The sequence below is a fragment of the Aquabacterium olei genome (assembly GCF_003100395.1).
Taxonomy (GTDB): domain Bacteria; phylum Pseudomonadota; class Gammaproteobacteria; order Burkholderiales; family Burkholderiaceae_C; genus Aquabacterium; species Aquabacterium olei.
The window spans coordinates 3,203,512-3,226,329 of sequence record NZ_CP029210.1 but is presented as its reverse complement, the minus strand read 5'-3'; the positions used below and the strand labels follow the sequence as shown (position 1 = coordinate 3,226,329).

At 66.2% G+C, this 22,818-nt stretch carries 20 protein-coding genes; 4 read left to right on the top strand and 16 right to left on the bottom strand.

Features of this window, described 5'->3' with window-relative positions; genetic code table 11:
- The first annotated feature begins 35 nt into the window (after positions 1-35).
- Positions 36-1,094 (top strand): LysR family transcriptional regulator, encoded by a 1,059-nt coding sequence (locus tag DEH84_RS14445; RefSeq protein WP_245932602.1) that lies wholly within the window; start codon positions 36-38, stop codon positions 1,092-1,094.
- Here DEH84_RS14445 and DEH84_RS14440 read toward each other — a convergent pair.
- The 12 genes from DEH84_RS14440 to xrtB form a co-directional block, all read right to left on the bottom strand.
- Positions 1,046-2,272 carry a glycosyltransferase gene (locus tag DEH84_RS14440; RefSeq protein ID WP_109037483.1) on the bottom strand — a complete coding sequence of 409 codons (1,227 nt, stop codon included), beginning with the start codon at positions 2,270-2,272 and terminating at the stop codon, positions 1,046-1,048. The genes DEH84_RS14445 and DEH84_RS14440 overlap by 49 nt on opposite strands.
- Before the next feature lie 25 nt (positions 2,273-2,297).
- On the bottom strand, positions 2,298-3,035 hold the full coding sequence (locus tag DEH84_RS14435) for an SDR family oxidoreductase (protein ID WP_109037482.1): 738 nt from the start codon (positions 3,033-3,035) through the stop codon (positions 2,298-2,300).
- Positions 3,032-4,378, bottom strand: coding sequence for an FAD-binding oxidoreductase (locus DEH84_RS14430; protein ID WP_109037481.1), 1,347 nt, complete (start codon positions 4,376-4,378; stop codon positions 3,032-3,034). The genes DEH84_RS14435 and DEH84_RS14430 overlap by 4 nt, the downstream gene beginning before the upstream one ends.
- A gap of 6 nt (positions 4,379-4,384) precedes the next feature.
- A complete protein-coding gene (locus DEH84_RS14425) occupies positions 4,385-5,809 on the bottom strand; it encodes a UbiA family prenyltransferase (protein WP_109037480.1) in 1,425 nt (474 codons plus the stop codon).
- Positions 5,806-6,777 (bottom strand): lysylphosphatidylglycerol synthase transmembrane domain-containing protein, encoded by a 972-nt coding sequence (locus DEH84_RS14420; protein WP_109037479.1) that lies wholly within the window; start codon positions 6,775-6,777, stop codon positions 5,806-5,808. Before DEH84_RS14420 ends, DEH84_RS14425 begins: the two co-directional genes overlap by 4 nt.
- Positions 6,778-6,847: 70 nt before the next feature.
- On the bottom strand, positions 6,848-7,411 hold the full coding sequence (gene rfbC, locus DEH84_RS14415; RefSeq protein WP_109037478.1) for a dTDP-4-dehydrorhamnose 3,5-epimerase: 564 nt from the start codon (positions 7,409-7,411) through the stop codon (positions 6,848-6,850).
- A 14-nt stretch (positions 7,412-7,425) separates the two neighbouring features.
- Positions 7,426-8,313: a glucose-1-phosphate thymidylyltransferase RfbA gene (rfbA, locus tag DEH84_RS14410; protein ID WP_109037477.1), complete on the bottom strand. Its 888-nt coding sequence runs from the start codon at positions 8,311-8,313 to the stop codon at positions 7,426-7,428.
- A 5-nt stretch (positions 8,314-8,318) separates the two neighbouring features.
- A complete protein-coding gene (gene rfbD, locus DEH84_RS14405) occupies positions 8,319-9,236 on the bottom strand; it encodes a dTDP-4-dehydrorhamnose reductase (RefSeq protein WP_109037476.1) in 918 nt (305 codons plus the stop codon).
- A gap of 11 nt (positions 9,237-9,247) precedes the next feature.
- Positions 9,248-10,333 (bottom strand): dTDP-glucose 4,6-dehydratase, encoded by a 1,086-nt coding sequence (rfbB, locus tag DEH84_RS14400; RefSeq protein WP_109038408.1) that lies wholly within the window; start codon positions 10,331-10,333, stop codon positions 9,248-9,250.
- An 18-nt stretch (positions 10,334-10,351) separates the two neighbouring features.
- Entirely contained in the window at positions 10,352-11,374 is a 1,023-nt protein-coding gene (locus DEH84_RS14395) for a glycosyltransferase family 2 protein (protein ID WP_159098983.1), read from the bottom strand.
- A gap of 8 nt (positions 11,375-11,382) precedes the next feature.
- Positions 11,383-12,075 carry an exosortase C-terminal domain/associated protein EpsI gene (locus tag DEH84_RS14390; protein WP_109037474.1) on the bottom strand — a complete coding sequence of 231 codons (693 nt, stop codon included), beginning with the start codon at positions 12,073-12,075 and terminating at the stop codon, positions 11,383-11,385.
- A complete protein-coding gene (gene xrtB / locus DEH84_RS14385; protein WP_109037473.1) occupies positions 12,072-12,962 on the bottom strand; it encodes an exosortase B in 891 nt (296 codons plus the stop codon). The genes DEH84_RS14390 and xrtB overlap by 4 nt, the downstream gene beginning before the upstream one ends.
- A 206-nt stretch (positions 12,963-13,168) precedes the next feature.
- On the opposite strand from xrtB, the gene DEH84_RS14380 reads away from it, so the two are divergent.
- Both DEH84_RS14380 and DEH84_RS14375 read left to right on the top strand, forming a co-directional pair.
- The gene (locus tag DEH84_RS14380) at positions 13,169-14,197 is read left to right on the top strand and encodes a glycosyltransferase family protein (protein WP_109037472.1); all 1,029 of its coding nucleotides are present in this window, start codon (positions 13,169-13,171) and stop codon (positions 14,195-14,197) included.
- A 36-nt stretch (positions 14,198-14,233) separates the two neighbouring features.
- A complete protein-coding gene (locus DEH84_RS14375; protein WP_109037471.1) occupies positions 14,234-15,613 on the top strand; it encodes a hypothetical protein in 1,380 nt (459 codons plus the stop codon).
- On the opposite strand, the gene DEH84_RS14370 is transcribed toward DEH84_RS14375, so the two are convergent.
- The 3 genes from DEH84_RS14370 to DEH84_RS14360 are packed head-to-tail and all read right to left on the bottom strand — an operon-like array spanning position 15,594 to position 19,174.
- Positions 15,594-16,595, bottom strand: coding sequence for a polysaccharide pyruvyl transferase family protein (locus DEH84_RS14370; RefSeq protein WP_109037470.1), 1,002 nt, complete (start codon positions 16,593-16,595; stop codon positions 15,594-15,596). The genes DEH84_RS14375 and DEH84_RS14370 overlap by 20 nt on opposite strands.
- Complete coding sequence (locus DEH84_RS14365) at positions 16,585-18,081, bottom strand: lipopolysaccharide biosynthesis protein (protein ID WP_109037469.1); 1,497 nt, start codon at positions 18,079-18,081, stop codon at positions 16,585-16,587. Before DEH84_RS14365 ends, DEH84_RS14370 begins: the two co-directional genes overlap by 11 nt.
- A 19-nt stretch (positions 18,082-18,100) precedes the next feature.
- Complete coding sequence (locus DEH84_RS14360) at positions 18,101-19,174, bottom strand: hypothetical protein (protein WP_109037468.1); 1,074 nt, start codon at positions 19,172-19,174, stop codon at positions 18,101-18,103.
- Positions 19,175-19,427: 253 nt separating this feature from the next.
- Between DEH84_RS14360 and DEH84_RS14355 the strand changes: the two genes are divergently transcribed.
- Positions 19,428-21,455, top strand: a complete 2,028-nt coding sequence (locus tag DEH84_RS14355; protein WP_109037467.1) for a cellulase family glycosylhydrolase — start codon at positions 19,428-19,430, stop codon at positions 21,453-21,455.
- 4 nt (positions 21,456-21,459) lie between these two features.
- On the opposite strand, the gene DEH84_RS14350 is transcribed toward DEH84_RS14355, so the two are convergent.
- Positions 21,460-22,815 (bottom strand): hypothetical protein, encoded by a 1,356-nt coding sequence (locus DEH84_RS14350; RefSeq protein WP_109037466.1) that lies wholly within the window; start codon positions 22,813-22,815, stop codon positions 21,460-21,462.
- Between the last annotated feature and the right edge of the window lie 3 nt (positions 22,816-22,818).

The following is a 22,818-nucleotide window of genomic DNA, read 5'->3' as shown; positions in this document are numbered from 1 at the left end:
CGGAAGCGGTTGAAAGGCACGGCGTTGTCTCCTGGTTGAATGGATCCGTCTGCAGCGGATGTCACCAATGTAGGCAAGGCCCTGTCACGGCAGAAGATGACAAAATCAAGCGAGCGATACGCATTCATCATCTAGGTGCAACCCTCATGAAGCTCACGCAGCTGCGCGACCTCGTGGCCATCGTCGAACATGGCAGCCTGCGCGCAGCGGCGCGCCATCTCGGGGTCGACCAGCCGGTTCTCACGCGCAGCGTCCGTGCGCTGGAAAAAGAGCTGGGCACGCCGATGTTCGAGCGAACTGCCTCCGGCATGACGCTGACCCAGGCGGGGCAGCGGTTTCATTTGAGGGCCAGCTTGATCGTCAACGAGTCTCGGCGCGCACAGGACGAGCTGGCGCAGATCCTTGACGAAGGCGGCGGCAGCCTGACGGTGGCCTTGTCCATCATGCCGCATGCCGGATTGCTGCCTGCCGCTTTGCCGCGGTTCCGGCAGCGTTACCCGCGCGTGCGGCTGCACCTCATCGAGGGCCTCTTCCCGGACATCGAGTCACGCTTGCGTGACGGCAGCATCGACTTCTACATGGGAGCGGCGCCGCGGATCGCACCGTCGTCTGGGCTGCGGGTCGAGACCCTGTTCCGCAACACCCGTGCGGTGGTGGGCCGCAAGGGGCATCCGCATGCCGGAGCTGGCTCACTGCATGAGCTGGTGGGCGCGGAATGGGCTTCCACCGCCATCGACCACAATGCCAGCGAAGACCTGGCTCACCTGTTTGCACGCTATCAACTTGACCCGCCTCGCGTCATGCTGCAAGCCGGCAGCGCCCTGTCTCTGCTGGTCGCGTTGACGCAAACAGACCTGCTTGCGATGCTGCCCAGGCAATGGGCGGATTTCCCGTTGACCGCCGATACCTTGCAAATCATCCCGGTGCGTGAAGAGCTGCCAGCACCCGACATGGTTTTGATCCACCGGGCCGGCTTGCCGCTGACCCCCGCTGCCGAGCACATGGTGGACCTGTTGATGCGCTTTGCGCCCCAGCAGGCAGGGCCTCAACAGGGCTTGATCGCGCCGTCGGGAGACACGGCGTTGTCGCGGTAGCCAGCCTCGCGCAGCACGTCCATATAGACCCCGAGATAACCTTCTATGGCGGCACCCGTGTTGAACTGGCTGGCCCAGGCTTGCGCCTGTTGAACGCGGTGTTCCCTCTCGGCCCCCGACAGGGCCAGCATGCCGATCAAGGTTTCGGCCGCCGTTTCAGCCCACGGGCCCACCGAGGCGCCGTAAGGCAGTCGGGGCACGTAGAAGGCAGAAGGCCCGCCCACCTCGCTCATGGGAGCCTCGTCGGTGGTCAGGGTCAGCGTGCCACATGCCTGGGCCTCGACGATGGGCCATCCGAACCCTTCTGCCAGGCTCGGGAACAGAAAAGCGGCAGCCTGTGTGTAAGCGGCCACCAGGGTAGGCTGGTCCAGCCCCTGACGGAAGATCACGTGCGCGCCGGCCGGCACCGAAGCCAGCGCGGCCTGCAACGCTGCCCCGGAGGGAGGCGGGCCCACCATGAGCAGCGGCAGCGGGGCCGTGCCCGCCTGTGCACAGCGCCGTGCATACGCCGCATACAGGCTCACGATGCCGACGCGGTTCTTGTACCACTGGCCCCCGCCCACATGCAGCAGCATGCTGCCCTTGTCTGCCGGCAGGTTCGCCCGGGTCAGCACAGCGCGCGCCTCGCCGTCGGGCATCGGGGCAAAGCGGTGATTCAGATCGTTGTAAACCACGCTGATGCGTTCACGCGGAATGCCGGCGAAGCGGATCAGATCGTCCTGCGTGCGCCGGGAAATGGCGATGAAGCGCCGTGCCTGCTGAAAGCCCTGCCGGATGTAGCGCTGGTAGGCCTTGCCCGTGGCCGACGTCGGGTTCTCGGGAATGTCGCCCAGTGCCGATCGCAGCGCGAGCAGATCGTGTGCATGCACCACGTGCGGCCGGTCGGCCACCAGCGGGCACCACGGGCCCAGCGCCTGGTCGCAGAACACGAACAAGGTGTCCGGTGGGAGGGTCCGCAGCGTCTTGCGGAAGGCCCGCGGGAACAGCAGGTACTGGTCGACGTAGCCCGCCCACTTGGCGAGCTTGGGATGGGTGATCCAGCGGCGCATCACCGGCACAGCCGAGTGCAGGCTCACGGTGTGACCGCGTGCGGTGTAAGCCTCTTCCAGCATGCGCGCGAACCGCGGCATGCTCTGCGAGTTCATGAAGGGCGGGTGGGTGAAGATGGCGATGCGCATGCGGGCTTTCGTCCGGTGGGGGCGCTCAGAGCGCGAGCTTCACGAACACGAACTCCGGGATGTGCTTGATGATCAGCATGATCAAGGCCCAGAAGCCCGGGGTGTAGACCACCGACTTGCCCTTGTCCACGCCGTTCACGATGTCGGCCGCCACCTTCTCGGGTTTGGCCCACAACGCGCCCTTCTTGAAGGACGCCGTCATCGGCGTGTCGACAAAGCCGGGCTTGATCGTCACCACGTGCACGCCCTGCTTGCTGAGCCGTTGCCGTAGCCCGGAGGCAAAGGCAGACACCAGGGCCTTTGCGCTGCCATACACGTAATTGCTCTGCCGCCCGCGGTCGCCGGCCACCGACGAGATCACCGCGATGGCGCCATGCCCCTGGCTGGCCAGTTGCTCACCCGCCAGGCCCATGAGGTGGACCACGGACAGGCCGTTGGTGTGAATCTCGTCCATGGCGTAGGCCGCATCCGTCTGCGCCCGGTTCTGGTCCGACAGGGTGCCGTGCGCGATCAGCACGGTGTCGAGCCCGCCCATTGCTTCGGTGGCGGCCTGCAGCAGGCTCACATGCTGATCCAGTGCGTTGGCGTCGAACACCTGCGTGCCCACAAAAGGTGCACCGCGCGTGCGCAGGTCGTCTGCCACGGATTGCAATTGCGTCTCACGTCGCGCAGCCAGGAAGAGCTTGTCGCCCCGCTGGGCCCAAACGCGCGCCGTCGCCTCTGCAATGGCCGACGTGGCCCCGACGATCAGGATCTTTCTCATGCTTGCTCCATGACCCTGCGCCAGAAGCCGGAGCTGAAGCGAGGGTCGACATACGAGGTGAATTCAGACCAGCGCGGGTAACCCGCCTTGAACAGGGCGGCGCCCATGCGACCATCCTTGGCGGGGTAAAGCCGCCCGCCCGCTTCCAGCACGATGCGGTCCAGCGCCTCGAAGAGCTTGTGGAGCCGGGGGCCCTGGTTGGGGAAGTCAAGCGCCAGCGTCGTGCCGGGCATCGGGAAGGACAGCATGCCGTGCGAGGCGGGCGCGCCAAACTGCTTGAGCACGGCCAGGAAAGAGCCCATGCCGCTGGCCGAGATCGCCTCCAGCAGCGCACGCGTGGCCTTCAGCGCCCGCTCGGGCGGGATGGCGCACTGGTACTGATAGAAGCCGCGTGGGCCGTAAATGCGGTTCCACTCCAGCAGGGCATCGAGGGGATAGAAGAACGGCCGGTAGTGCTGCATGCCGCTGACCACATCGCGCCGCTGCTTGTGGAAGTACAGCGTGTTGAACGATTTCAGCGACAGGCTGTTGACCAGCGACAGCGGGGGCGTGATCGGCACGGTGCGCGTGTGGGGGTCTCCGCCTTGCGCCAGGCCGCGCGGCACCCAGGCTGTCTCCATCGCCGCGGGCGCGTGGTTGCCCCGGTTGAACAGGCCGCGGCCGAGGCGCTTGCCGCCGAACGCGCAGTCGATCCACGACACGGTGTACTCGTGGTCGGCCTCCGAGGCGGCGCTCAGCTCGAAGAACTCCTCCAGGCTGCGGAAGCGGATCGACTCGGTCACCATGAAGGGGTTGGCCACGCGGCGCAGCTGCACTTCGGCCCAGGTGATCAGACCGGTCAGGCCGAGACCGCCCACCGTGGCGGCAAACCAGTCCGCGTGCTCGGTCAGGCTGCACACGCGCCGTATGCCATCCGAGCGCAGCAGCTCGAAGCACCGCACGTGGTTGCCGAACGAGCCGGCCACATGGTGGTTCTTGCCATGCACGTCGTTGGCGATGGCGCCGCCCACGGTCACGAACTGGGTGCCGGGCGTGACGGGCAGAAACCATCCCTGGGGCACCACCAGGCGCAGGATCTCGGACAGCAGCACGCCGGCCTCGCAGCGCAGCACGCCCGTGGACGGATCGAAGGCGATGAAGCGGTCGAGCTGGCGACCGGGCAGCAGGGCGCCGCCCGGGTTCAGGTTGCTGTCACCGTAGCTGCGGCCGTTGCCGTAGGGCAGCATGGTCGCGCTGCCATCAGGCAGGGCAGGCAAGGCCGCATGGCGGCTCGCCAGAGGCAGCAGTTCGTGCTCGGGACGCAGCACCCGGCCCCATGAGGTGTACGACGAGGTGACCGCCATACGGTGTCAGGTGGCGGCCCACAGCACGATGGCCGCCGCCACACCGGTGGCCAGGCTGGTGCGGTCCTTCAGCGCGTAGACCAGGGGGTCGTCGTCCATGTTGCCGCGGTAGGTCTCCATCCAGATGCGGCTGATCCAGTACAGCATCACCGGCACCAGCAGCCACACCAGCTTGGGATGGCTGTAGAGCCTGGCGATGTCGGGCGAGTTCACGTACAGGGCGAGCACCAGGATGCTGAGGTAGCCACTGGCCGTGCCCAGACTCTGCAGCAGGTGAATGTCGTTGACCTGGTAGCCACGGCCGGAGGCCTTGTCCTTGCCCTGCACGCGCATGGCGTGCAGTTCGGCAAAGCGTTTGACGATGGCCAGGCTCAGGAAGATGAAGATCGCGAACATCAGCAGCCAGAACGACAGCGGGATGTCCGTGGCCGCCGAGCCCGCCACGATGCGCACGGTGTACAGCCCGGCCAGCGTCAGCACGTCGATCATCACCAGGCGTTTCAGCAGGAAAGAATAGGCCAGCGTGACGACGTAGTAGGCCAGCAGCACGCCCAGGAACTTCGCGGGCAGCAGCAGCGCCAGACCGAAGGCCAGCAGCAGCAGCAGGGGCGCGGCCACCAGCCCGAACAGCAGGCTCAAGGTGCCTGCCGCAAACGGCCGGCGGCACTTGCTGTGGTGCGCGCGGTCCGCTTCCAGGTCCAGCATGTCGTTGAGCAGGTACACCGACGAGGCGCACAGGCTGAAGGCCACGAAGGCCGTCAGGCCGTCCAGCATCCGGGCTGCATCGCCCAGCACGTGGGCGGCTGCCAGCGGCACGAAGATCAGTGCGTTCTTGGCCCACTGGTGAACGCGCAGTGCTTTCGTCACCACCTTGAAGGTGGTGGGCTGCGGGGCAAAGGTGGCTGCCACCTGGGTGACCGCGCGGGCACGTGCTTCCAGCGCCTTGCCGCCGTGCACCACCACCGCGGCGTGGGCATGCGGCCAGACCTTCAGGTCGACGGCCTCGTTGCCACAGTAGTCAAAGCGCTTTTCGCCAAAGCGCTTGACCAGTTCGGCGGCCTTGTTGCTTCCCGACAGGTTGGTCTGGCCGTCGCTGGACAGCACGCCATCGAACAGGCCAAGGTGCTGGGCCACGGCGTGGGCCAGGCGGCTGTCCGAGGCGGTCACGAGCCAGATCGGCCGGCCCAGTTGCTTCTGCGTGCGCAGCCACTCGACAAAGGGGGCGGCGTAGGGCAGAGCCGCGCCGTTGAGCGTGACGCGGCTCGCAATCTCGCGCTTGAGTCGGGCCTTGCCGCCCAGCAGCCAGAACGGCACGAGCAGCAGGTACAGCGGGTTGCGCTTGACAAGCAGGAGGAAGGATTCGAGCAGCAGGTCGCTGTGAATGAGCGTGCCGTCGAGGTCGACGCAAAGCGGAACGTCTCTCTGATTCATGTCTGTTTTGTATGGCGAAGAACCCAGACGCAGTACCAGCCGATCACGACGGCCAGCCACAGGGTCAGGAGTCGGCACACCAGGGTCAGCAGGATCGCCTGGGGCATGGTGAAGCCGTGGGCATACAGCAGCCCGGCCATCACGAACTCGGTGCTGCCCAGTCCGCCCGGCAGAAAGGACAGCGCACCGACGATGATCGCCACCGCGTAGATGCCCATGGCGGACGCCATGGCGAGGGGCTCGGGCGACAGCACGTCGGCCACCAGCTTCAGGCCGATGGCTTCCAGCGCCCAGGCCGCGAGACCCAGGGCCATGCCGCCCAGCAGGATGCCGGGAGACAGCAGCGCGCGGGCACGCACCAGCGTGTGCACGATCGTCTGGGCGGGGCGCAACAGGCGGTGCGCGGCACGTTGGTCAAGGTGGGCCGCCACGCGGGGCCACGGCAGCAGCATCAGCATGGCCAGCAGGCCGCCGACCAGCGCGAGCGCCACCCACAGAAAGCGCTGGTAGGCCTGCAGTTCGGTCAGTGCGGCGGCCGTCAGCAGCATCATGGCGAGCAGGTCCAGCAGGCGTTCGACGAAGAAAGCCGCACCGGACGCCGGCAGGCCGATGCCATGCGGCTGGTAATAGCGTGCACGGACCATCTCGCCGATCTTGCCGGGCGACAGCGTGAACGCGAACCCGGCCATGTAGGTCAGGGCCACGAAGCGCCACGGCAGGCTGTGGCCCAGTCGTGTCATGTACAGGCGCCAGCGCCACACGCGCAGCGCGTAGTTCACCAGCGACAGCCCACCCGCGAGCAGCACCGCACCCCAGCCGGCCTGCAACTGGCTCGGGTCGACCTGGGCAATGTCCTTGCGGAAGGCGGTGACACACCACACGGCGAACACGGCGAACAGACCGTAGACGGCCAGCTTGCGCATCAGGTTGGTGTGGGGTGGCGCGGGGGGGGCCGCATTGGAGTTCATTCAGGGATTATGCGGGGGTGTCTGTGACACGGCGGTCACGTTCCCCACGCTTTGGGGGCCCCGTGGCGTATCAGAACGTGTCGGCCCGGCTCAGCAACGGGGCCTCTGCGTCCTTCGGGGCCAGCACTGGCGTGAGGCCGCCCAGCGGCCACGCCACCCCGATGTCCGGGTCATCCCAGCGGATGCTGCGCTCGTGTTCCCTGGAGTAGGTGTCCGTCGTCTTGTAGAGGAAGTGGGTGTTGTCCTCCAGCGCGACAAAGCCGTGGGCGAAGCCCGCGGGGATCCACAGCTGGCGTTGGTTGTCGGCGGTGAGCTCCACGCCCACCCACTGGCCGAACGTGGGCGAGTCCTTGCGGATGTCGACTGCCACGTCGAACGCGGCGCCTTGCACCACGCGCACCAGCTTGCCCTGCGCACGGGGCGCCAGCTGGTAGTGCAGGCCGCGCAGCACGCCGCGCCGGCTGCAGGAGTGGTTGTCCTGCACGAAACGGCGTGGGACGGGCAGGCCGAGCTTGCCGAGTTCGTCTTCGAAACGACCTTCGTTGAAGCTTTCCATGAACCACCCGCGGTCGTCGCCGTACACGGCGGGCTCGATGATGACGACGTCGGGGAGGGCGGTGCGGATGAGTTTCATGAATCGGAAAGGGATCAGTAGACCTTGTCGTTGATGACCTTGAGCAGGTATTGCCCGTAGCCGTTCTTCAGCATCGGCTGGGCCATGCGCTCGAGGTCGGCCGCAGAGATCCAGCCCGACCGGTAGGCGATCTCTTCGGGGCAGGCCACCTTCAGGCCCTGGCGCTTCTCCAGCGTGGCGATGAACTGCCCGGCTTCGAGCAGGCTGTCGTGTGTGCCGGTGTCCAACCACGCATAGCCGCGGCCCATGATCTCGACGTGGAGCTGGTTCTGCTCCAGATAGCGGGCGTTGACGTCGGTGATCTCCAGTTCGCCACGGGAGCTGGGCTGGATGGATGTGGCGATGTCGCACACCTGCTCATCGTAGAAATACAGGCCGGTCACGGCGTAGTTGCTCTTCGGCGCCTTCGGCTTTTCCTCGATGCTCAGGGCCCGTTTGGCCTGGTCGAACTCGACCACCCCGTAACGTTCCGGGTCTTGCACGTGGTACGCAAAGACGCTCGCGCCTTCCGTGCGCGCATTGGCGCTCAGCAATTGGCGCTGAAGGTCATGGCCGTAGTAGATGTTGTCGCCCAGCACCAGGGCACTGGGGGCGCCATCCACGAAATTCCGGCCGAGGACGAAGGCCTGGGCCAGTCCATCGGGGCTGGGCTGCACGCAGTACTGCAGGTTCAGGCCCCACTGGCTGCCGTCGCCCAGCAGGGCCTGGAAGCGCGGGGTGTCTTGCGGCGTGCTGATGACCAGGACGTCGCGGATGCCGCCCAGCATCAGGGTGCTGAGCGGGTAATAGATCATCGGCTTGTCGTACACCGGCAGCAGCTGCTTGCTGATGGCCAGCGTGGCCGGGTGCAGGCGCGTGCCCGAGCCGCCGGCCAGGATGAGGCCCTTGCGGGTCTTGCTCATGGTGATTACCTCCCCAGGATTTCGGTGAGCATGCGTTCCACGCCCTGTTGCCAGTGCGGCAGCGTCAGGCCGAAGGCGCTACGCACCTTGCCGGTGTCGAGTCGTGAGTTCAACGGGCGCTGCGCGGGCGTGGGGTAGCCACCGGTGGGCAGCGGCATGATCGCGTCGGGCGCCACCCGGATCGGCTGGCCGCGCTCGCGGGCCCATTCGATGACGAAGCGCGCGTAGTCGTACCAGCTGGTTTCGCCGGCGGCCACGAGGTGATACAGGCCGAGCAGGTCGTCACGGCCCGCCACCACGGTGCGAATGGCATGCGCGGTGACGTCCGCCAGCAGGTCGGCCCCGGTGGGCGCGCCGATCTGGTCATCGATCACCTTGAGCTGGTCGCGCTCGGCGGCGAGGCGCAGCATGGTCTTGGCGAAGTTGCCGCCGCGGGCAGCGTAGACCCAGCTGGTGCGGAAGATGAGGTGACGGCAGCCGCTGGCCTGGATAACCTGCTCGCCTTCGAGCTTGGTGCGGCCGTAGACGCTCAGGGGCGCTGTGGTGGCGCGCTCGTCGCGGGGCGCGGTGCCGCTGCCGTCGAAGACGTAGTCGGTGCTGTAGTGCACGAGGAGCGCACCGAGGTCGTCTGCCGCCTGGGCCACGAGCCCCGGCGTCGTGGCGTTGATGGCCCGTGCCAGATCCGGCTCGCTCTCGGCCTTGTCGACCGCGGTGTGCGCCGCTGCGTTCACGATCACGTCGGGTCGCACGGCGCGCACCAGGGCCGCCACTTGCTCGGGCTGACTGAAATCAGCACGCAGATCGGGGGCCGCGGCGGGCCCTGGTGTGTCGAAATCGAGGGCGGTGACCTGACCGAGCGGCGCCAGCGCGCGCTGCAACTCCCAGCCGACCTGGCCGCCCTTGCCGAGCAGAAGAATGTGCATGGCGACCTCGTTCAGACGGCGCGGCCGCTGTAGTTCTTCGCGATCCAGTCCCGGTAGGCGCCCGAGCGCACGGTGTCGATCCACTCCGTGTTCTCAAGGTACCAGCGCACCGTCTTGTCGATGCCCGATTCGAAGGTTTCGGCCGGCTGCCAGCCGATCTCGCGCTGGATCTTGGTGGGGTCGATCGCGTAGCGGCGGTCGTGGCCCGGGCGGTCGGTCACGTAGGTGATCAGGCTTTCGTACTTCGTGCCGTCCGCACGCGGGCGCAGCACATCGAGCTTGCGGCAGATGGTGGTCACCACGTCGATGTTGCGGATCTCGTTGATGCCGCCCACGTTGTAGGTCTCGCCGCAAGTGCCTTTTTCGATGACCTGGCAGATGGCCTCGCAGTGGTCGCGCACGAACAGCCAGTCGCGTATGTTCAGGCCGTCGCCGTACACGGGCAGCGGCTTGCCATCCAGCGCGTTGAGGATCATCAGCGGGATGAGCTTTTCGGGGAAGTGGTAGGGCCCGTAGTTGTTGCTGCAGTTGGTGGTCAGCGTCGGGAAGCCGTAGGTGTGGTGGTATGCCCGCACCAGGTGGTCGCTGCCCGCCTTGCTGGCCGAGTACGGGCTGTTGGGTGCGTAGGGCGTCGTTTCGCTGAAGGCGGCGTCGGTGTCAGAGAGCGAGCCGTAGACCTCGTCGGTGCTCACGTGCAGGAAGCGGAAGGCGGACTTGGCCTCGCCGTCCAGTCCGCCCCAGTAAGCGCGGGCTTCCTCGAGCAGGCTGAAGGTGCCCACCATGTTGGTGTGCACGAACTCGCCGGGGCCGTGGATGGAGCGATCGACGTGGCTCTCGGCTGCAAAGTGCACGATCAGCCTGGGGCGGTGCGTGGCCAGTGCCTGCCGGACCGCATCGCGGTCGGCAATGTCGGAGTGCACCAGGGTTGCCTGGCCCGATCGCAGGTAGGTGGCGATGGTGGCCGGATTGCCCGCGTAGGTCAGCTTGTCGAACACGACCACGGGCTCGGCCGGCAGGCCCTGTGCCGCCGCGCGTTCAAACCAGTGGTGCACGAAGTTGCCGCCGATGAAGCCGGCGCCGCCAGTGATCAGGATCATGGCGGCCGAGTATGCCACTCAGTTCACGGCAGACCGCCTGCTGGACGGGTTGCAGACGTGCCGCGCCAGAGGCATCCCCAGTCGCCTGGGCAGCAGCCAGACCAGCACGCCCCACGCCGCCAGCCCCAGCTTCATGGGCAGCGCGCAATGACGCAGTCGGATGGAGTGCAACATGGGCGGCAACTGCGCAAGCCCGGCTCGCAAGCCCGCCCCGTAGTTCGGGGCCGAGAACACCGCATTGGCGAAATCCTGCTTCTGCAGCGAAAAGTCGGGAAAGACGTCGTGTGCGAGGCGTTCCCCGGGCAGCGCTGCAGTCAGCCATGCTGCGAGCCGCTGGTAGCGCATCTGCAGGATACGCGTCTGAGGGGCTGTGGCGCGGGCGTTGCCAAAGCAGAGACTCGTTTCATCGCCCGCCTTGTGCACGCGGTACTGGGCGAGCGCGGTTGGCAGTGCCTTCACGCGCCCGAGCAGGGCCGTGCCGTAGCCCGCGAAGAAGTCGGCGCCGTGTCGCTCCTCCTGGCTCACGGGCAGCGGCATGATGCGGCGCAGCGCCGCGACGCGGTAGGCGTTGCCACTGCCGGGCGATGCCAGAAAGAGGCGACCGCTTCGCACTTCATCGGCCAGATCGCCGTCGGCCAGCAGGGTCGGAATCACGGCACCTGTGGCGGTGCCCGAGGCGTCAATCAACCCGAGCCGATACTGAAGCCGGGCCACCGCCGGGTCTGCCATGGCTTGGGACACCACCTGGATGGCCTCGGGGCACAGGCGGTCGTCGGAATCCAGGAATACCACAACGTCGCCTGAGGCGGCAGCAAAGCCGGTGTTGTAGGCCGAGATCTGCCCGCCATTCGGTTGCGTGATCAGCCGGATGCGGTCCGCGAAGCGGGAGGCGACCGCGACCGAGTCATCGGTCGAGCCATCGTCGACCACGATGACCTCGTGCGCAGCCAGCGTCTGGTTCAGTGCGGACTGGATGGCGTCGGCTATGAAATGGCCGTAGTTGTGATTGCACACGACCACCGAAACGCGGGGCAAGGACATGGAAGGGCTCATCTGACCAGGTAACTGCGCGTGGCAGGCGGCACCGCCGCAAGCAAGTCTCGGGCAAAGGACTCCACCAGGGCATGATGGGGCGCCGGGTCTTCGCCCGGACTGACCCGCTGCGACACCCGCACCAGCATGCCATCCGTCATGCGGCCCTGCAGACCTTCCTTCATGATTTGCCAACGTACCTGCCAGGGGCTGCTGCTGTAGGTGTCGCCAATGCGGATCCAGTAGCTCACCACCTCCGCGCTGCTTCGGGCGTTGACGACCATGCGTTGCCCGGTGACGTTCTTACCGGATGCGCTGTCTGCAATGCCGGTAAAAGTGACCGGTTGGAGTGACATCACCTTGAAGCCCTGTGCCGGATAGCACAGCTCCGGGCGGTGCACTTTCACTTCCTGACGCTGGTTCTTGCCATAGGCAAGGGCCAGCATCACCATGTCGCCCTGCGGATTGACGTAGGTGCGGGACACCACCTCGTCGTAAGGCTGGTCGGTGGAGGTGGCGCCCTGGGTGGCCACCGAGATCTGCTGCAGCGGGTTCGGCAACATCTTCCACGACCCGAAGGACTGCGGCACGCTGGCCTCCAGATGCGGGTCGGGCGCGCTGCTGTTGATGTCCGGCCGGATCAGCACCGCGGCCAGCGCAAACAGCAGCAGTGTGGTGGCGACGACCGTTGAACGTGTCCAGCTCGTCATGTGGGCTCCCGGGACTTGTCGCGACCGAAGAACAACCCGAGTACCGAGTCGGTGCCGATGGTCAGGCAGGTGGCCACGAGGAACAGGAGGATGCCGGCAAAGTCATGGACAAAGCCCTGCCCCACTTCATCCCCGAAGTAGTAGGTGATGAGCACCAGTGCCATGACCCGCAGCACGTTGGAGGCGAACGAGATCGGGATGATCAGCGCGGCCAGCAGGATGTTGCGCAGGCGGCTGGTGTGCTGGACGACGCTCATGTAGAACACGCCGATCGCCTCCAGCGCGAAGATGGAGTTCAGGCCAGCGCAGGCGTCGGCCACGAACAGCTGATAGGGGCCGATGTGCAGCGTGACGCCCATGCGTCCGATGGGGTAACCCAGGGCATACAGGATGTGCTCTGCCACGTACGACACGCCCATCTTCAGCGGGGCGGTGACCACGTCGACGATCGAGCCCGGCACGGGCACCAGGAACAGCATGAAGAAGAGCGGGAACCACATCGTCTTCAGGCCCTGCCAGCCCCATAGCAGGAGCAGCACGCCCATCAGGACCGGGATCTGCGAGATGGCATCGAGAAAGAGGACGTCCTGCGAGCGGCCCACCACGTAGATCAGGCCACCCAGCAGCAGCAGCAAGCTGCCAGCGAGGGTGGCTGGTGGGCCTTCCAGTGTGGCGAGCTTCGGATAGCGTTGCCAGGCCAGCCACAGCACCAGGGCGAGCATCACGGGGCCATGGCCTTGGCCGACCAGGCCCCATACGAATTGGTCCAGTGCCCGGTAGGTGGGCAGGTACATGATGAGAAGGGCCAGCCCGGCCAGCGCGGGGGCCCACCGCACGGCGCGTGGATCGGCGCGCCAGGGGGTATGGGTCAGAGGCGGTGCGTTCATGAGGTTCCAGGAGAGAAGCCGTGCCCTGGAGAGCAACTGGTGGGCCTTCCAGGTGCGCCATGGTGGCTTTTTCCCTGAGACGAGGGGGGGCGTGAGGCAGGCTGTTACCCCTGTGAAAATCACATACACGGCGCACACAGGCTTGTCACAACTGACCCCTGTTGATGGGGGATGAAGCTGCCCTTCAGGCCGATAGACTGGGCCGGATGAAAACCGCCTTCGTGTCGCCCTTCACCAACCACACGAACGACTACATCAACCGGGTGAAGACCATTGTGGCGGCCTGCGGTTACGACGTGCAGCCGCTGTCGTTTCGCACGTTGTTGTCACGCAGGGTTCTGGGCTTGTTCCAGCGTGACAACGTGGTGCTGCTGCACTGGCTCGAGGCGCGGGCTTTTTCCGAAGGCCATGCCGGGGCGAGTATCCGCTGGGCGGGACTCGCGCAGTTCGCGGTGTACGCCCTGGTGCTGAGCCTGATGCGGGCGCGTCTGGTGTATTTCGTGCACGACCATGCGGTGCATGACCTGAGTGGGTGGCGCCGCGGCTTTTCTGTATGGCTGATTCGCTTGCTGAGCCGGCTGGCCGATGTGCGCGTGGTGCACGATCCGAGCTTTGCCGACCGATACCGTGCCGATTACCTCCCGCACCCGCTGTATCGAGATGGCTCACTCGATGAGCTTCTCGTCAGAGGGCTAACCGCGCCGGGGCCCATGCGCGCCGGCATCCTGGGTGCCGTGAGGCCCTACAAGCGCATCGAGCGCATCATCGACCTGTGGCCGGTGGGGCCGGAACTCGCCATCCGAGGGCGTGCCGACCCGGCTTACGAAGCGCTGTTGCGAAGCCACATGGCACGCCGTGATCCCGCACCGGATATCCGGCTCTCCACGGGCTTCATGAGCCGTGAGGACTTTGCGGCCGCCCTGGCCCGCCTGGATGTCCTCATCTTGCCGCATGCCGACGAGTCGGCGCTCGTCAGTGGTGCCTTCTTCGAGGCGATCGGGGCGGTGCCCATTGTCATTGCACGCACCAGCCCGTTCATCCGCTGGGTACAGGGACAATTCGAGGGGGTGCTGTCGTTCGACACGGACGAGGAGTTCGTGGCGGCGGTGCAGCAGGCGCAGGCACTGCAGGCGCGCATGGCCGAGCGTCTGCCGGTCAGCGCACGTCGTGCGGAAGAGTTATTCGGGCTTGGAACTTGCGTTGCCCGCTACAAGCAGGCGATCGAACGCCCGTGAGGCGCAACCCGACCCGAGCGACCCCAGAACCCCATCATGCAGGCACCCGGCACCACCTTCGTCCCCACCGTCGACCGTCGCCACGCCCGCATGCTGTTGCCAGGTGCGTATGGCGCAGTTCTGCTGCTGGTGATCTGGTGGTTTCGCTATCTGCCGCTGGCCGATTTCAACGAATGGGCCTACCAGGCCTTCATCACGCGCACCTTGCTGGACGGCACGGGCAGCGCGGTGTTCTATCTGCGCGACTACCCCGTTCCGTACATCACCTCGCAGTTGTGGATGACGGGCCTCAACTTCTTCATGAGCCCGGTCGCTGCGGCGCGGTGCACCGTGACGGCGTATCTGGTGGTTGCGGCATGGCTGGCCTATCGCTTTGTCGAGGCCAACCGATTGCGGCCCGAGTTGGCCTACCCGGCGCTGCTGGTGTGCATCGTGTGCAACTCCAGTTTCTGGAGCGGCTATCTGAACTACCAGTGTGGCTTGCTGGTTCTGATGGCCTATCTCTCCCTTCCCGATGACCGTCAGCGGGATCCGCGTGTGGTGTGCGGCGTGTCGCTGCTCGCCTTTGCCTGCCATGGCTTCTGCCTGCTGGCGTTCGGCGTGTTGTCGGGGATGCAGGCGCTGTACCGCTCGCGTCGTGCGGTGTTGCACTACGTGATTGCCATGGTCCCAGCCGGCCTGCTCACGCTGTGGTACCTGCTGGCCAAATCCAACGACGCCATGCCGGCCCTGCACACGCCCGTCAGCTATGGCGATGTCCGCTTCCTGGCGTACAAGTTCTACACTTTGAGCAAGGCCGGCCCCTACCAGAATTTCATGATCGGCGACCTCTCCGATCTGGGGCGTCTGCCGTCCCTGTTCTGGCTGGGGTGCGCGGCCAACTTGGCGGCGGCCGTTGTGCTGCTGAGGATGCAGGTGCTGGCGCTGAAGCGCCCCGCGGTGGCGCACCATGCCGCGCTGCGCGCCGTCGCGGTGGTGCTCGGGGCGGCGTACCTGCTGGTGCCGGCCACGGCGCTGCAGATCGTCAACCCGGGCGAGCGCTTGCTCTATCCGCAATTGCTGGTGGTGTTCGTGCTCACGCTCAGGCGGCCCGACGAAGGGGGGCTCCCGGCCCGTCGCCGTTGGGCTCCCGTGGCCGCCAGCATGGCGGTGGGGGTGGCGCTGCTCAGTCTCGTCAACCTCATGGGCAGCACCGAGGCGCAGGGCTATCGCGGGGTGAGCGCGGACACCTTCCAGAGCGCACAGCAAGGGTATGCCGAGCGCTTTTACTGGCATCGGCCCTACCAGTTCATTGCGATGCAGGACCACATGGTGGAGCGGTACACCCAGGGCCGGGCGCCCGAGATGCCGATCACCTTCACGACCAGCCTGATCGGCATGCACCCTGTCGCGAGGCCTACACCCCCCACGCCTTGAACACGGCCAGCGCTTCGTCTACCGAGTGCACGGGCCGGGCGGTGGGCGCTTCGCGTGTCCACGCGGCCATGTAGCCGTGGATCTTGCCGTAGTTGTTGTCCAGCACCGCGTGGGGCTTGCCCAGCAGCACCGAGAGGATGTGTGCATGCAGGCGATCGGTCAGCACGTGCTCTCCCTGTTCGAGCAGGCGCACGCCTCGGTCGAGACGCGCCTGCGCGAGTCGCTGGTATTTGGCAAGGCGCACGCGCTGTGCACCGCTCCGACCGGCCGTCAACGCTTTCAGGGCGGAGTGCATCTTCACCATGCGTGACATCGCCGCTGGTTCATCGAGCCAGTCTGCCGCCATGACGCCCGGCCGGGCCAGCACCGGCGCAAAGTCGAAGCCCGATTGCTCGGCGTCCTGCCGGATCAGGCAGAACACCCCGGCTTTGGGCGGATGGTGGGCCGACAGCTCACCCAGCCCGAATGCGGCGTCGGGGCACAGCCCACACTGGTCGCCCAGTGCCGCCCGCGCCTCCGAATGGCTGCGCTGGTCGCGTGTCAGTACATGAACATCCCCGTGGCGCTGGGCCAGATCCCAGAAATGCCGGGCGCGGTCGGGGCTCTGGAAGAAGATCGACTGAGGCATCTGAATGATGCGACGTCCAGGGAAGTCCTGGATCACCCGTTCGCGCAGGCTCTGGTGCCGCATCCACAGGTCGCCCAGATTGCCGCCGCCGTGGATGAGGATGGGGCCTTCCGGGTGTGCGGCGCGCAGGGCAGCGGGGTCGTAGCTTTCACATTCGCACACGTAGCGCGGCGGCTTGCCCTGCAGGTCGAGCAACACCTCGATTTCGCCGAGCCAGATGGCGCTGTCTCCGACGTTGCCGTGGTCTGGAAAGTCGACCAGTGCGTAGTCTTCGCCGGGCGCCAGCAGGGTGCGGAAGGTCTTGCGCAACAAGGCGATCTGCGACTGGATGAACGGGGTGTTCTCATTGGTCATGGGTGCTCACCTGATGGGGGAGGAACTTGTGGCGCAGCTTGTCGAGCAGGCTCAGCAATTCGGTTTCGGGCCCGGGGGGACGCGAGGCCAGCGACCACAGCACCAGGTGCATGGCGCCGTAGACCGCCACACCCAGCGTGCTGACAGCAGCCAGTTCACCGGCCAGATGGAGCCAGCTCCATCCGGCCCCGCTCGGGGTTTGCGCGGCCCACACCACGGCGCCCGCCACCACCGCGCTGACCAGGGAGCGCTCGGTGCTGCGCAGCTGGGCTGTGAGCGAGAGGCCCGCAAGTTGGCGGACCACGGTCATGTTCAGCACGATGGTGGCCAGGCCGGTGATCGCCCGCGCCTGCAGCACCATCAGCAGGCCGCCATACCACGCTGCTGCGGCGATGATGGGCACACGCACGGCGAACATCGCCAGGTCGCGCATGAAGAGCAGGCGCGTGGCGCCGAGCGCCATGGCCAGGGGGCGCACGGGCGAGGCCACCGTCTGCAAGGCAAACACAGCGGCCAGCATCTGCACGACGATCACGGCATCCAGCCACTTCTCGCCCAGCACCAATCGAACAACGACCTCGGCCTGCAACGCAAACAGCATTCCGACCGGCATCGCGGCGGCGGCAATGACGGCCTGGGCGCGCAGGTAGCCCCGCTTGAGCCGCTCGGGCTCGTGCACCACGGCGCGCAGACCGGGGAACAGTGCCTGCTCGATCGGGCCGATGGTCTCGCGTGTGGCCAGGGCCGCGAGCTTGTCGCCCACGGTGTACAGGCCCAGTGCACGGGCGCCCATGCGGGCACCGATGATCAGGTGGTCCAGTCGCCAGTTCAGCGTGTTGACGATCTGCCCGAGCGACAGCCACACCGAGAACGACAACAGATCCCGCACATGGATCAGTGAGAACCGAGGACGGTAGGGGACGACGACATAGGAGCTGACCACGCCGGCCACCTGTGTGCACAGAAGCCCCACCACCAACGCCCAATGGCTTCGGAAGACAAGCGCGACCACGATGCTGGCAACGACGCCCGCCAGCTTCTGCGTGACGAGCACGACGAATTCCTGCCAGAACACCAGCTGCCGGGTCAGCACGATGACCTTCGGGTTCGCACCGCCGTTGATGAACACCGACAGGCCCATCCAGCACATTACCGGGATCAGCCGTTCGTCGTGGTAAAGATCAGCCACCCAGGGCGAGGCGAGCGCAAAGCCGGCCCCCACCAGTCCGCCACGGATGAGGTTCATCGTCCACGCCGTGTGGAAGTGATCTTCCGTGGGCTGTTCGTGGTGGATCAGCGAGGACGCGAGCGAGAGCTCGGTGATGGCGGCCAGCACCTCCAGCATCGTGAGCGCCAGCGCCACCAGCCCGAAGTCTTCGGGGGTCAACAGTCTGGCCAGGATGAAGGTGCTGCACAAGGCGAGCACGGTCACGGCGACCTTGGCCGCCGACAACCACAGCACGCCTCTGGCAAGTTGGGCCTTCATGCTCGGGTCTCCATGGTGCTCAGTACGCGTCGACGGCGCGCAGCGCCTGCGTCATGGGGGCCGGGCGCATGCGGCCACCCAGTCGCACCAGCGTGTCCGATACGAAGGCATCTTCGTACAGCGCGGTGCGCACCAGCTCACCGAAATACACATGCGCCCACACAAAACGCAGCAGCGCCGCACGGTTCAGCACGTAGCCGTGTTCGCCCGTACACCAGGTGATGGCGCCCATGTAGGTGTGCGGCACGTGGTTGATGTGCGCCTCACCGCATTTGCCAAGATGCCAGATGCGGTTGTGCCCTGCCGGATAGGGGCTGTGATAACGGTGGCCCCATTGCGTGGGTGCCTCGCAGCGGGCTGCACGGTTCAGGACCCGTTTCAGCGGCACAACATGCCCGGCGCGGTGGTCGTCATCGACCTTCATGACAACGCGCACATGGGGCAGCAGGCCCAGCAGAAAGTAGGCCGCAGCCACTTTGCCAGCCAGGTGATCGTAGGTGTCCGGAACTGGCACGCGCAGGGCGTCAAGTTCGTCATCCCACGTGAATCGATGTACCTCAGTGTCGCTTCCGACCACATTGATCTGGCTCACACCTTGCGCCTGCAGTTCGGTAAAGCTTTCGGCTGACTGCCGCGCGCGCGCGATGCGGGCTTCGCACGTCATGTGCATCACAACCTGCGGCGTGAGCCTTTTGCGCAGGGCATCGAGCAAGGGTGCATGCACCAGGCAGAACGCCAGACCGTAGGCGTGGAAGCAGTCTGCATCGCGCGCGTCGGCGGAGGCCATCCAGCGCGTCAGCGCCAGAAGTGCCCCAGGCGTGTCTTCCATATGGATGTTGCCCAGCAGCGATCGCGCCTGTTCAGCCTTGTCCTTCAGAACGGAGGTGGTGTCCGGGGCCCCCTTGCGCAGGTTCGTCATGGCGGGCCGTTGAATGATCTGAAGAAGCACCGCGTCGAGCGCCGCCGCAGGGTTGGCGCGGGCGTTGTCCAGTCGGCTCATTCTGTGAGCCAGTTCGCGGTCGAAGCGGCGTGCACGGACGCGGTCGCGCAACCATTGCACGCAAGCGTCGGGGAGAAAGGGCAGGGCGCTCATGACGTCTTACCGTGTGATTTGCCCGACGCCGAAACCGGACGTAACAGTGAGCCAATCCGTGCTGGGCAAACGGCCGTGCCGGAATCCGCGGGGCGCACGGCCCGGATCGATCGACGGGGCACCGGCCGTGATGCCTTGCACGAATGGTCGGCGTGGCGGGCGTCCACCCTGACTTGCAAGGCGATACAAGCCCGTGCGCGCGGCACCCGGTGCGTCCTTAGCATCCGCGTCGCTCTTTCGATTTTGTATTGCCATGTCTGTACCCTCCCTGAATCTCTCATCGCCGGTCCGGCTGAAGCTGGCGCTCACGGCCCTTGTCTGTGCTTGTCTGACCGCCTGTGGCGGTGGCGGGGGCGGGTCCGAAAGCAAGATCGCGTCGCCGCAACTGGCGGCCTCGGAAGCAGAGGTGAGCGTGGACGCCCAAGGTGTTGTCCTGGCTTCTTCGACGCTTTCCACCACGCGCACCTATCTCAACAACATCACCACCACGACGGCCAATGCTGGCGAGGTGATGGATGACTTCAATGCGTACACCGCGCTCGACGGTGCGCTCGTCCCCAAGTGGCAGTTCTCGCTGGGCCCCGAGTTCACCGGCGCCATCGGCACGATGGCCATGAGCAGCACGCTCGAGAACCGCCACGCCGATGTCGTCGCCGACTTCGGTTGCAGCACGCTCGAAGTGATCGCCGCTCCGAAATGGAACTGCGGTCGTTATGTCTCCGGCACCCGCAACTTCAGCGTGCCGTTTGCCGTCACCGCACCGGACAGCACCCGCGTGCTCATGCGTGTGCGCCAGACGCAACCGCTGCTGGGCACGGGCATGCGCCTGCGTGACACCTCGGGGCAGACGCTGCAATACAGCTTCGCGTCTCAGACCATCGAGAGCGTGCAGGGCGACGGCTGGGCCCAGGTTTCCGTGCCCGTGCGGGCGCCTGCCAGCTACTGGGGGGGCGTGAACAACGGGGTGCTGCAGGGCGGCGTCAGTGGCGTGTCGCTCACGGTGGGCCAGCAGGCGCTGGTCGGTCCGCGCGGCACGGTGCAGTTCGATGATGTGCGCCTCGTGCGGAGCAACACTGTCGAGGTGGGCCTCACCGGGCAGGAGGCCGTGCTGTCCAAGGGCGTCGTGGCCCGCACCACCGACCGGATGGCCACCGGTGCATCGTTCTATCGCATCTCCGACGCCAGCATGAAGCTGGCGTCCGAAGCGGGCTTCAACGTGATCCGCTTCGACCTGTTCTGGGACATGGTGCAGAGCGGCGGCCGGTTCGATTTCTCGATCTACGAGACCGCGCTCACCCGCCTGGCCAAGTACGGCATGAAGGCGCTGTTCATTCTCGACTACGGTCACCCCGACTTTGGCGGGGGCGCGCCCGTCACCGAGGCCAACCGCGCCGCCTACATCGAGTTTGCCCGTCAGGCCACCCGCTTCGCGATGGGCCGCAACGTGGTGGCGTTCGAGGTGTGGAACGAGCCGGACAACGCCGTCTTCTGGCGCGATGGCGACCCCAAGACCTATGCCGCCCTGCTGGGTCCCACGGTCGCTGCCATCAAGGCCATCGACCCGAACCGCAAGGTGCTCAACGGCGGTCCGTCGTGGATCAATCTGCCCTACGTGCTGGAACTGGCCCGCACCGGCCAGCTGGCGAATGTGGACGGTTTCGCCATCCACCCGTACCGCACCGGTGCGCCCGAAACCTTTGCCGGCGACCTCACGGCGCTGCGCTACGTGCTGAAGTCGCAAGGCGTCAACGCGCCGGTCTGGAGCACCGAATGGGGCTACTCGTCGGGCGGCCTGAATGCGGCCACGTTTGGCGATGGCCACGACATCCGTGCCCGTACCTGGCAGGCGCGCATGGTGCTGCGGACCATGCTCACGCAGATCTCGATGAACTTGCCGATGATGATGACCTTCGAGCTGCTGGACCGGGGCAACGACCCGGCCAACCCCGAGTACAACTACGGCATGCTGACGCCAAGTCTCACACCCAAGCCGGCTTATGTTGCGGCAAAGCAGCTGCAGACGATGACCGGAAGTAAGGATTACCGGGGGGTTGTGACCGGCTTGCCCGCCCGCGTCCACGGGCTCAAGTGGGAGGGCGATGGCAAGGTGGTCTACGCGGTGTGGCTCGACTCGAACCAGATCAGCGCGCAGGTTTCGGTGCCCGCCACCGCCCAGGTCATCGCCTGGGACGGCAGCCTGCCGACGACCGCTGCGGGCAGCTCGAACACCCGCCAGCTGACCCTCACGCACGACATGGGGCCTGTCTACATCGCCTTCTGAGCAATCAGGGCTGCCGTTTCGGAACATACGCAAGCGCGGCCATGATGTAGAAGAGGAAGCCCAGGTCGTAGACCAGTGCAATCAGGGAGGCGGAGACCAGCGTCGCGAACACCGCGCGGCGCGCCCCGATGGCTATGACCCGGTCGGTCGACGCCAGATGCTCGGGAATCCGGCCGAACAGGATGGGCGTGACGAAGAAGACGAACAGCACGGCTCCCACCCATCCCAGGTTCGACAGCACGACCAGCGCAAAGCTGGATGCCCGGCAGCATCCCAGCCCTGCGCCCAGCCCGAATGACTCGACGAACGTCTGCAGGGCCTGGGCGTTCAGCGCGCCGCGTATGGCCCCGGAGTCGGAAGTGAGCTTCTGACCGATCACCACCGAGAAAAAGTCGCTGACGGCGTCCAGTGCCGGCGGCACGAACAGCAGCACCCCCACGGCCAGCACCAGGCCGCTGGCGGTCAGCTTGAGATACAGGCTGTAGGGGCCGATCTGCCCCACGCGCATCAACCGCAGGAAGGTGTAGAGCAGGGCCACCGTCGTGCAGATGGCCAGGCTCACATAGGCGGTCCCGGAGGTGGACAGCAGCAACAGCAACAGATTGGCCAGCGTCAGGGCGCGCGCCCAGCCGCGCAGCACGCCATGCATCCACAGCGTGTGCGTGAACGCCACCAGCGCCAGGGTGTACTGCGAAAACATCGACGTCTCGGGGAAGGTGCCCGTGATGCGCATCAGGCCGGCCACCTCGCCACCCATCATCGCGTAGTTCGCGTTCTTCAGGTAGGCCAGAATCGGAACCAGCCCCAGCTGGTACTGCGCCATCTCGAGCAAGGCGGCCACCACGTTGAGCCCCGCAGCCCACAAGACCGCGCGCGCCGCAGCCAGGCCGGCTCCGGGTCGGGTCAGCAGGGTGCGGGTCATCACGAAGGTCATCAAGGCCAGGAACGCATACATGGCCTGCGTGATGTTCATTGACACCGGCCCTAGCGGGCCCACCAGATACGCACCGCCGCTCTCGCTGCGGTCGAAGCCGGCCACCATCAACTGGCCCTGCAGCAGCCGCGGCATGACGAAGGCCGTCGCCATGGCCCACCCCGTGAGCAGCAGCAGCCAGAACGTCGGTGTTGCAAACTCGATGGGACGCAGGAAGCCGCGCAGTCCTTCGCGCCGCATCAGGTTCAAGCCTGTGAAGCCCTGGGCCAGCATGGCGGGCGTCACGTTGGCGCCGCCCAGCGCCGTGGCGAACGCCACGGCCGTGCCACCGAACAGTGTGGCGATCACGGCCATGTACAGGATCCCCTGCCCACTGACGAACAGGCCCACCAGGAACATCAACAGACCATAAAGGGTCGGGACCATGCG

Coding starts and splice junctions, on each gene's coding strand:
- DEH84_RS14395 (WP_159098983.1), bottom strand. CDS start 11,374: ATGTCCTTGCCCCGCGTTTCGGTGGTCGTGTGCAATCACAACTACGGC.
- DEH84_RS14380 (WP_109037472.1), top strand. CDS start 13,169: ATGAAAACCGCCTTCGTGTCGCCCTTCACCAACCACACGAACGACTAC.
- DEH84_RS14350 (WP_109037466.1), bottom strand. CDS start 22,815: ATGGTCCCGACCCTTTATGGTCTGTTGATGTTCCTGGTGGGCCTGTTC.
- DEH84_RS14435 (WP_109037482.1), bottom strand. CDS start 3,035: ATGAGAAAGATCCTGATCGTCGGGGCCACGTCGGCCATTGCAGAGGCG.
- DEH84_RS14425 (WP_109037480.1), bottom strand. CDS start 5,809: ATGAATCAGAGAGACGTTCCGCTTTGCGTCGACCTCGACGGCACGCTC.
- rfbD (WP_109037476.1), bottom strand. CDS start 9,236: ATGCACATTCTTCTGCTCGGCAAGGGCGGCCAGGTCGGCTGGGAGTTG.
- DEH84_RS14420 (WP_109037479.1), bottom strand. CDS start 6,777: ATGAACTCCAATGCGGCCCCCCCCGCGCCACCCCACACCAACCTGATG.
- DEH84_RS14390 (WP_109037474.1), bottom strand. CDS start 12,075: ATGACGAGCTGGACACGTTCAACGGTCGTCGCCACCACACTGCTGCTG.
- rfbC (WP_109037478.1), bottom strand. CDS start 7,411: ATGAAACTCATCCGCACCGCCCTCCCCGACGTCGTCATCATCGAGCCC.
- rfbA (WP_109037477.1), bottom strand. CDS start 8,313: ATGAGCAAGACCCGCAAGGGCCTCATCCTGGCCGGCGGCTCGGGCACG.
- DEH84_RS14370 (WP_109037470.1), bottom strand. CDS start 16,595: ATGACCAATGAGAACACCCCGTTCATCCAGTCGCAGATCGCCTTGTTG.
- rfbB (WP_109038408.1), bottom strand. CDS start 10,333: ATGATCCTGATCACTGGCGGCGCCGGCTTCATCGGCGGCAACTTCGTG.
- xrtB (WP_109037473.1), bottom strand. CDS start 12,962: ATGAACGCACCGCCTCTGACCCATACCCCCTGGCGCGCCGATCCACGC.
- DEH84_RS14430 (WP_109037481.1), bottom strand. CDS start 4,378: ATGGCGGTCACCTCGTCGTACACCTCATGGGGCCGGGTGCTGCGTCCC.
- DEH84_RS14440 (WP_109037483.1), bottom strand. CDS start 2,272: ATGCGCATCGCCATCTTCACCCACCCGCCCTTCATGAACTCGCAGAGC.
- DEH84_RS14360 (WP_109037468.1), bottom strand. CDS start 19,174: ATGAGCGCCCTGCCCTTTCTCCCCGACGCTTGCGTGCAATGGTTGCGC.
- DEH84_RS14365 (WP_109037469.1), bottom strand. CDS start 18,081: ATGAAGGCCCAACTTGCCAGAGGCGTGCTGTGGTTGTCGGCGGCCAAG.
- DEH84_RS14375 (WP_109037471.1), top strand. CDS start 14,234: ATGCAGGCACCCGGCACCACCTTCGTCCCCACCGTCGACCGTCGCCAC.
- DEH84_RS14355 (WP_109037467.1), top strand. CDS start 19,428: ATGTCTGTACCCTCCCTGAATCTCTCATCGCCGGTCCGGCTGAAGCTG.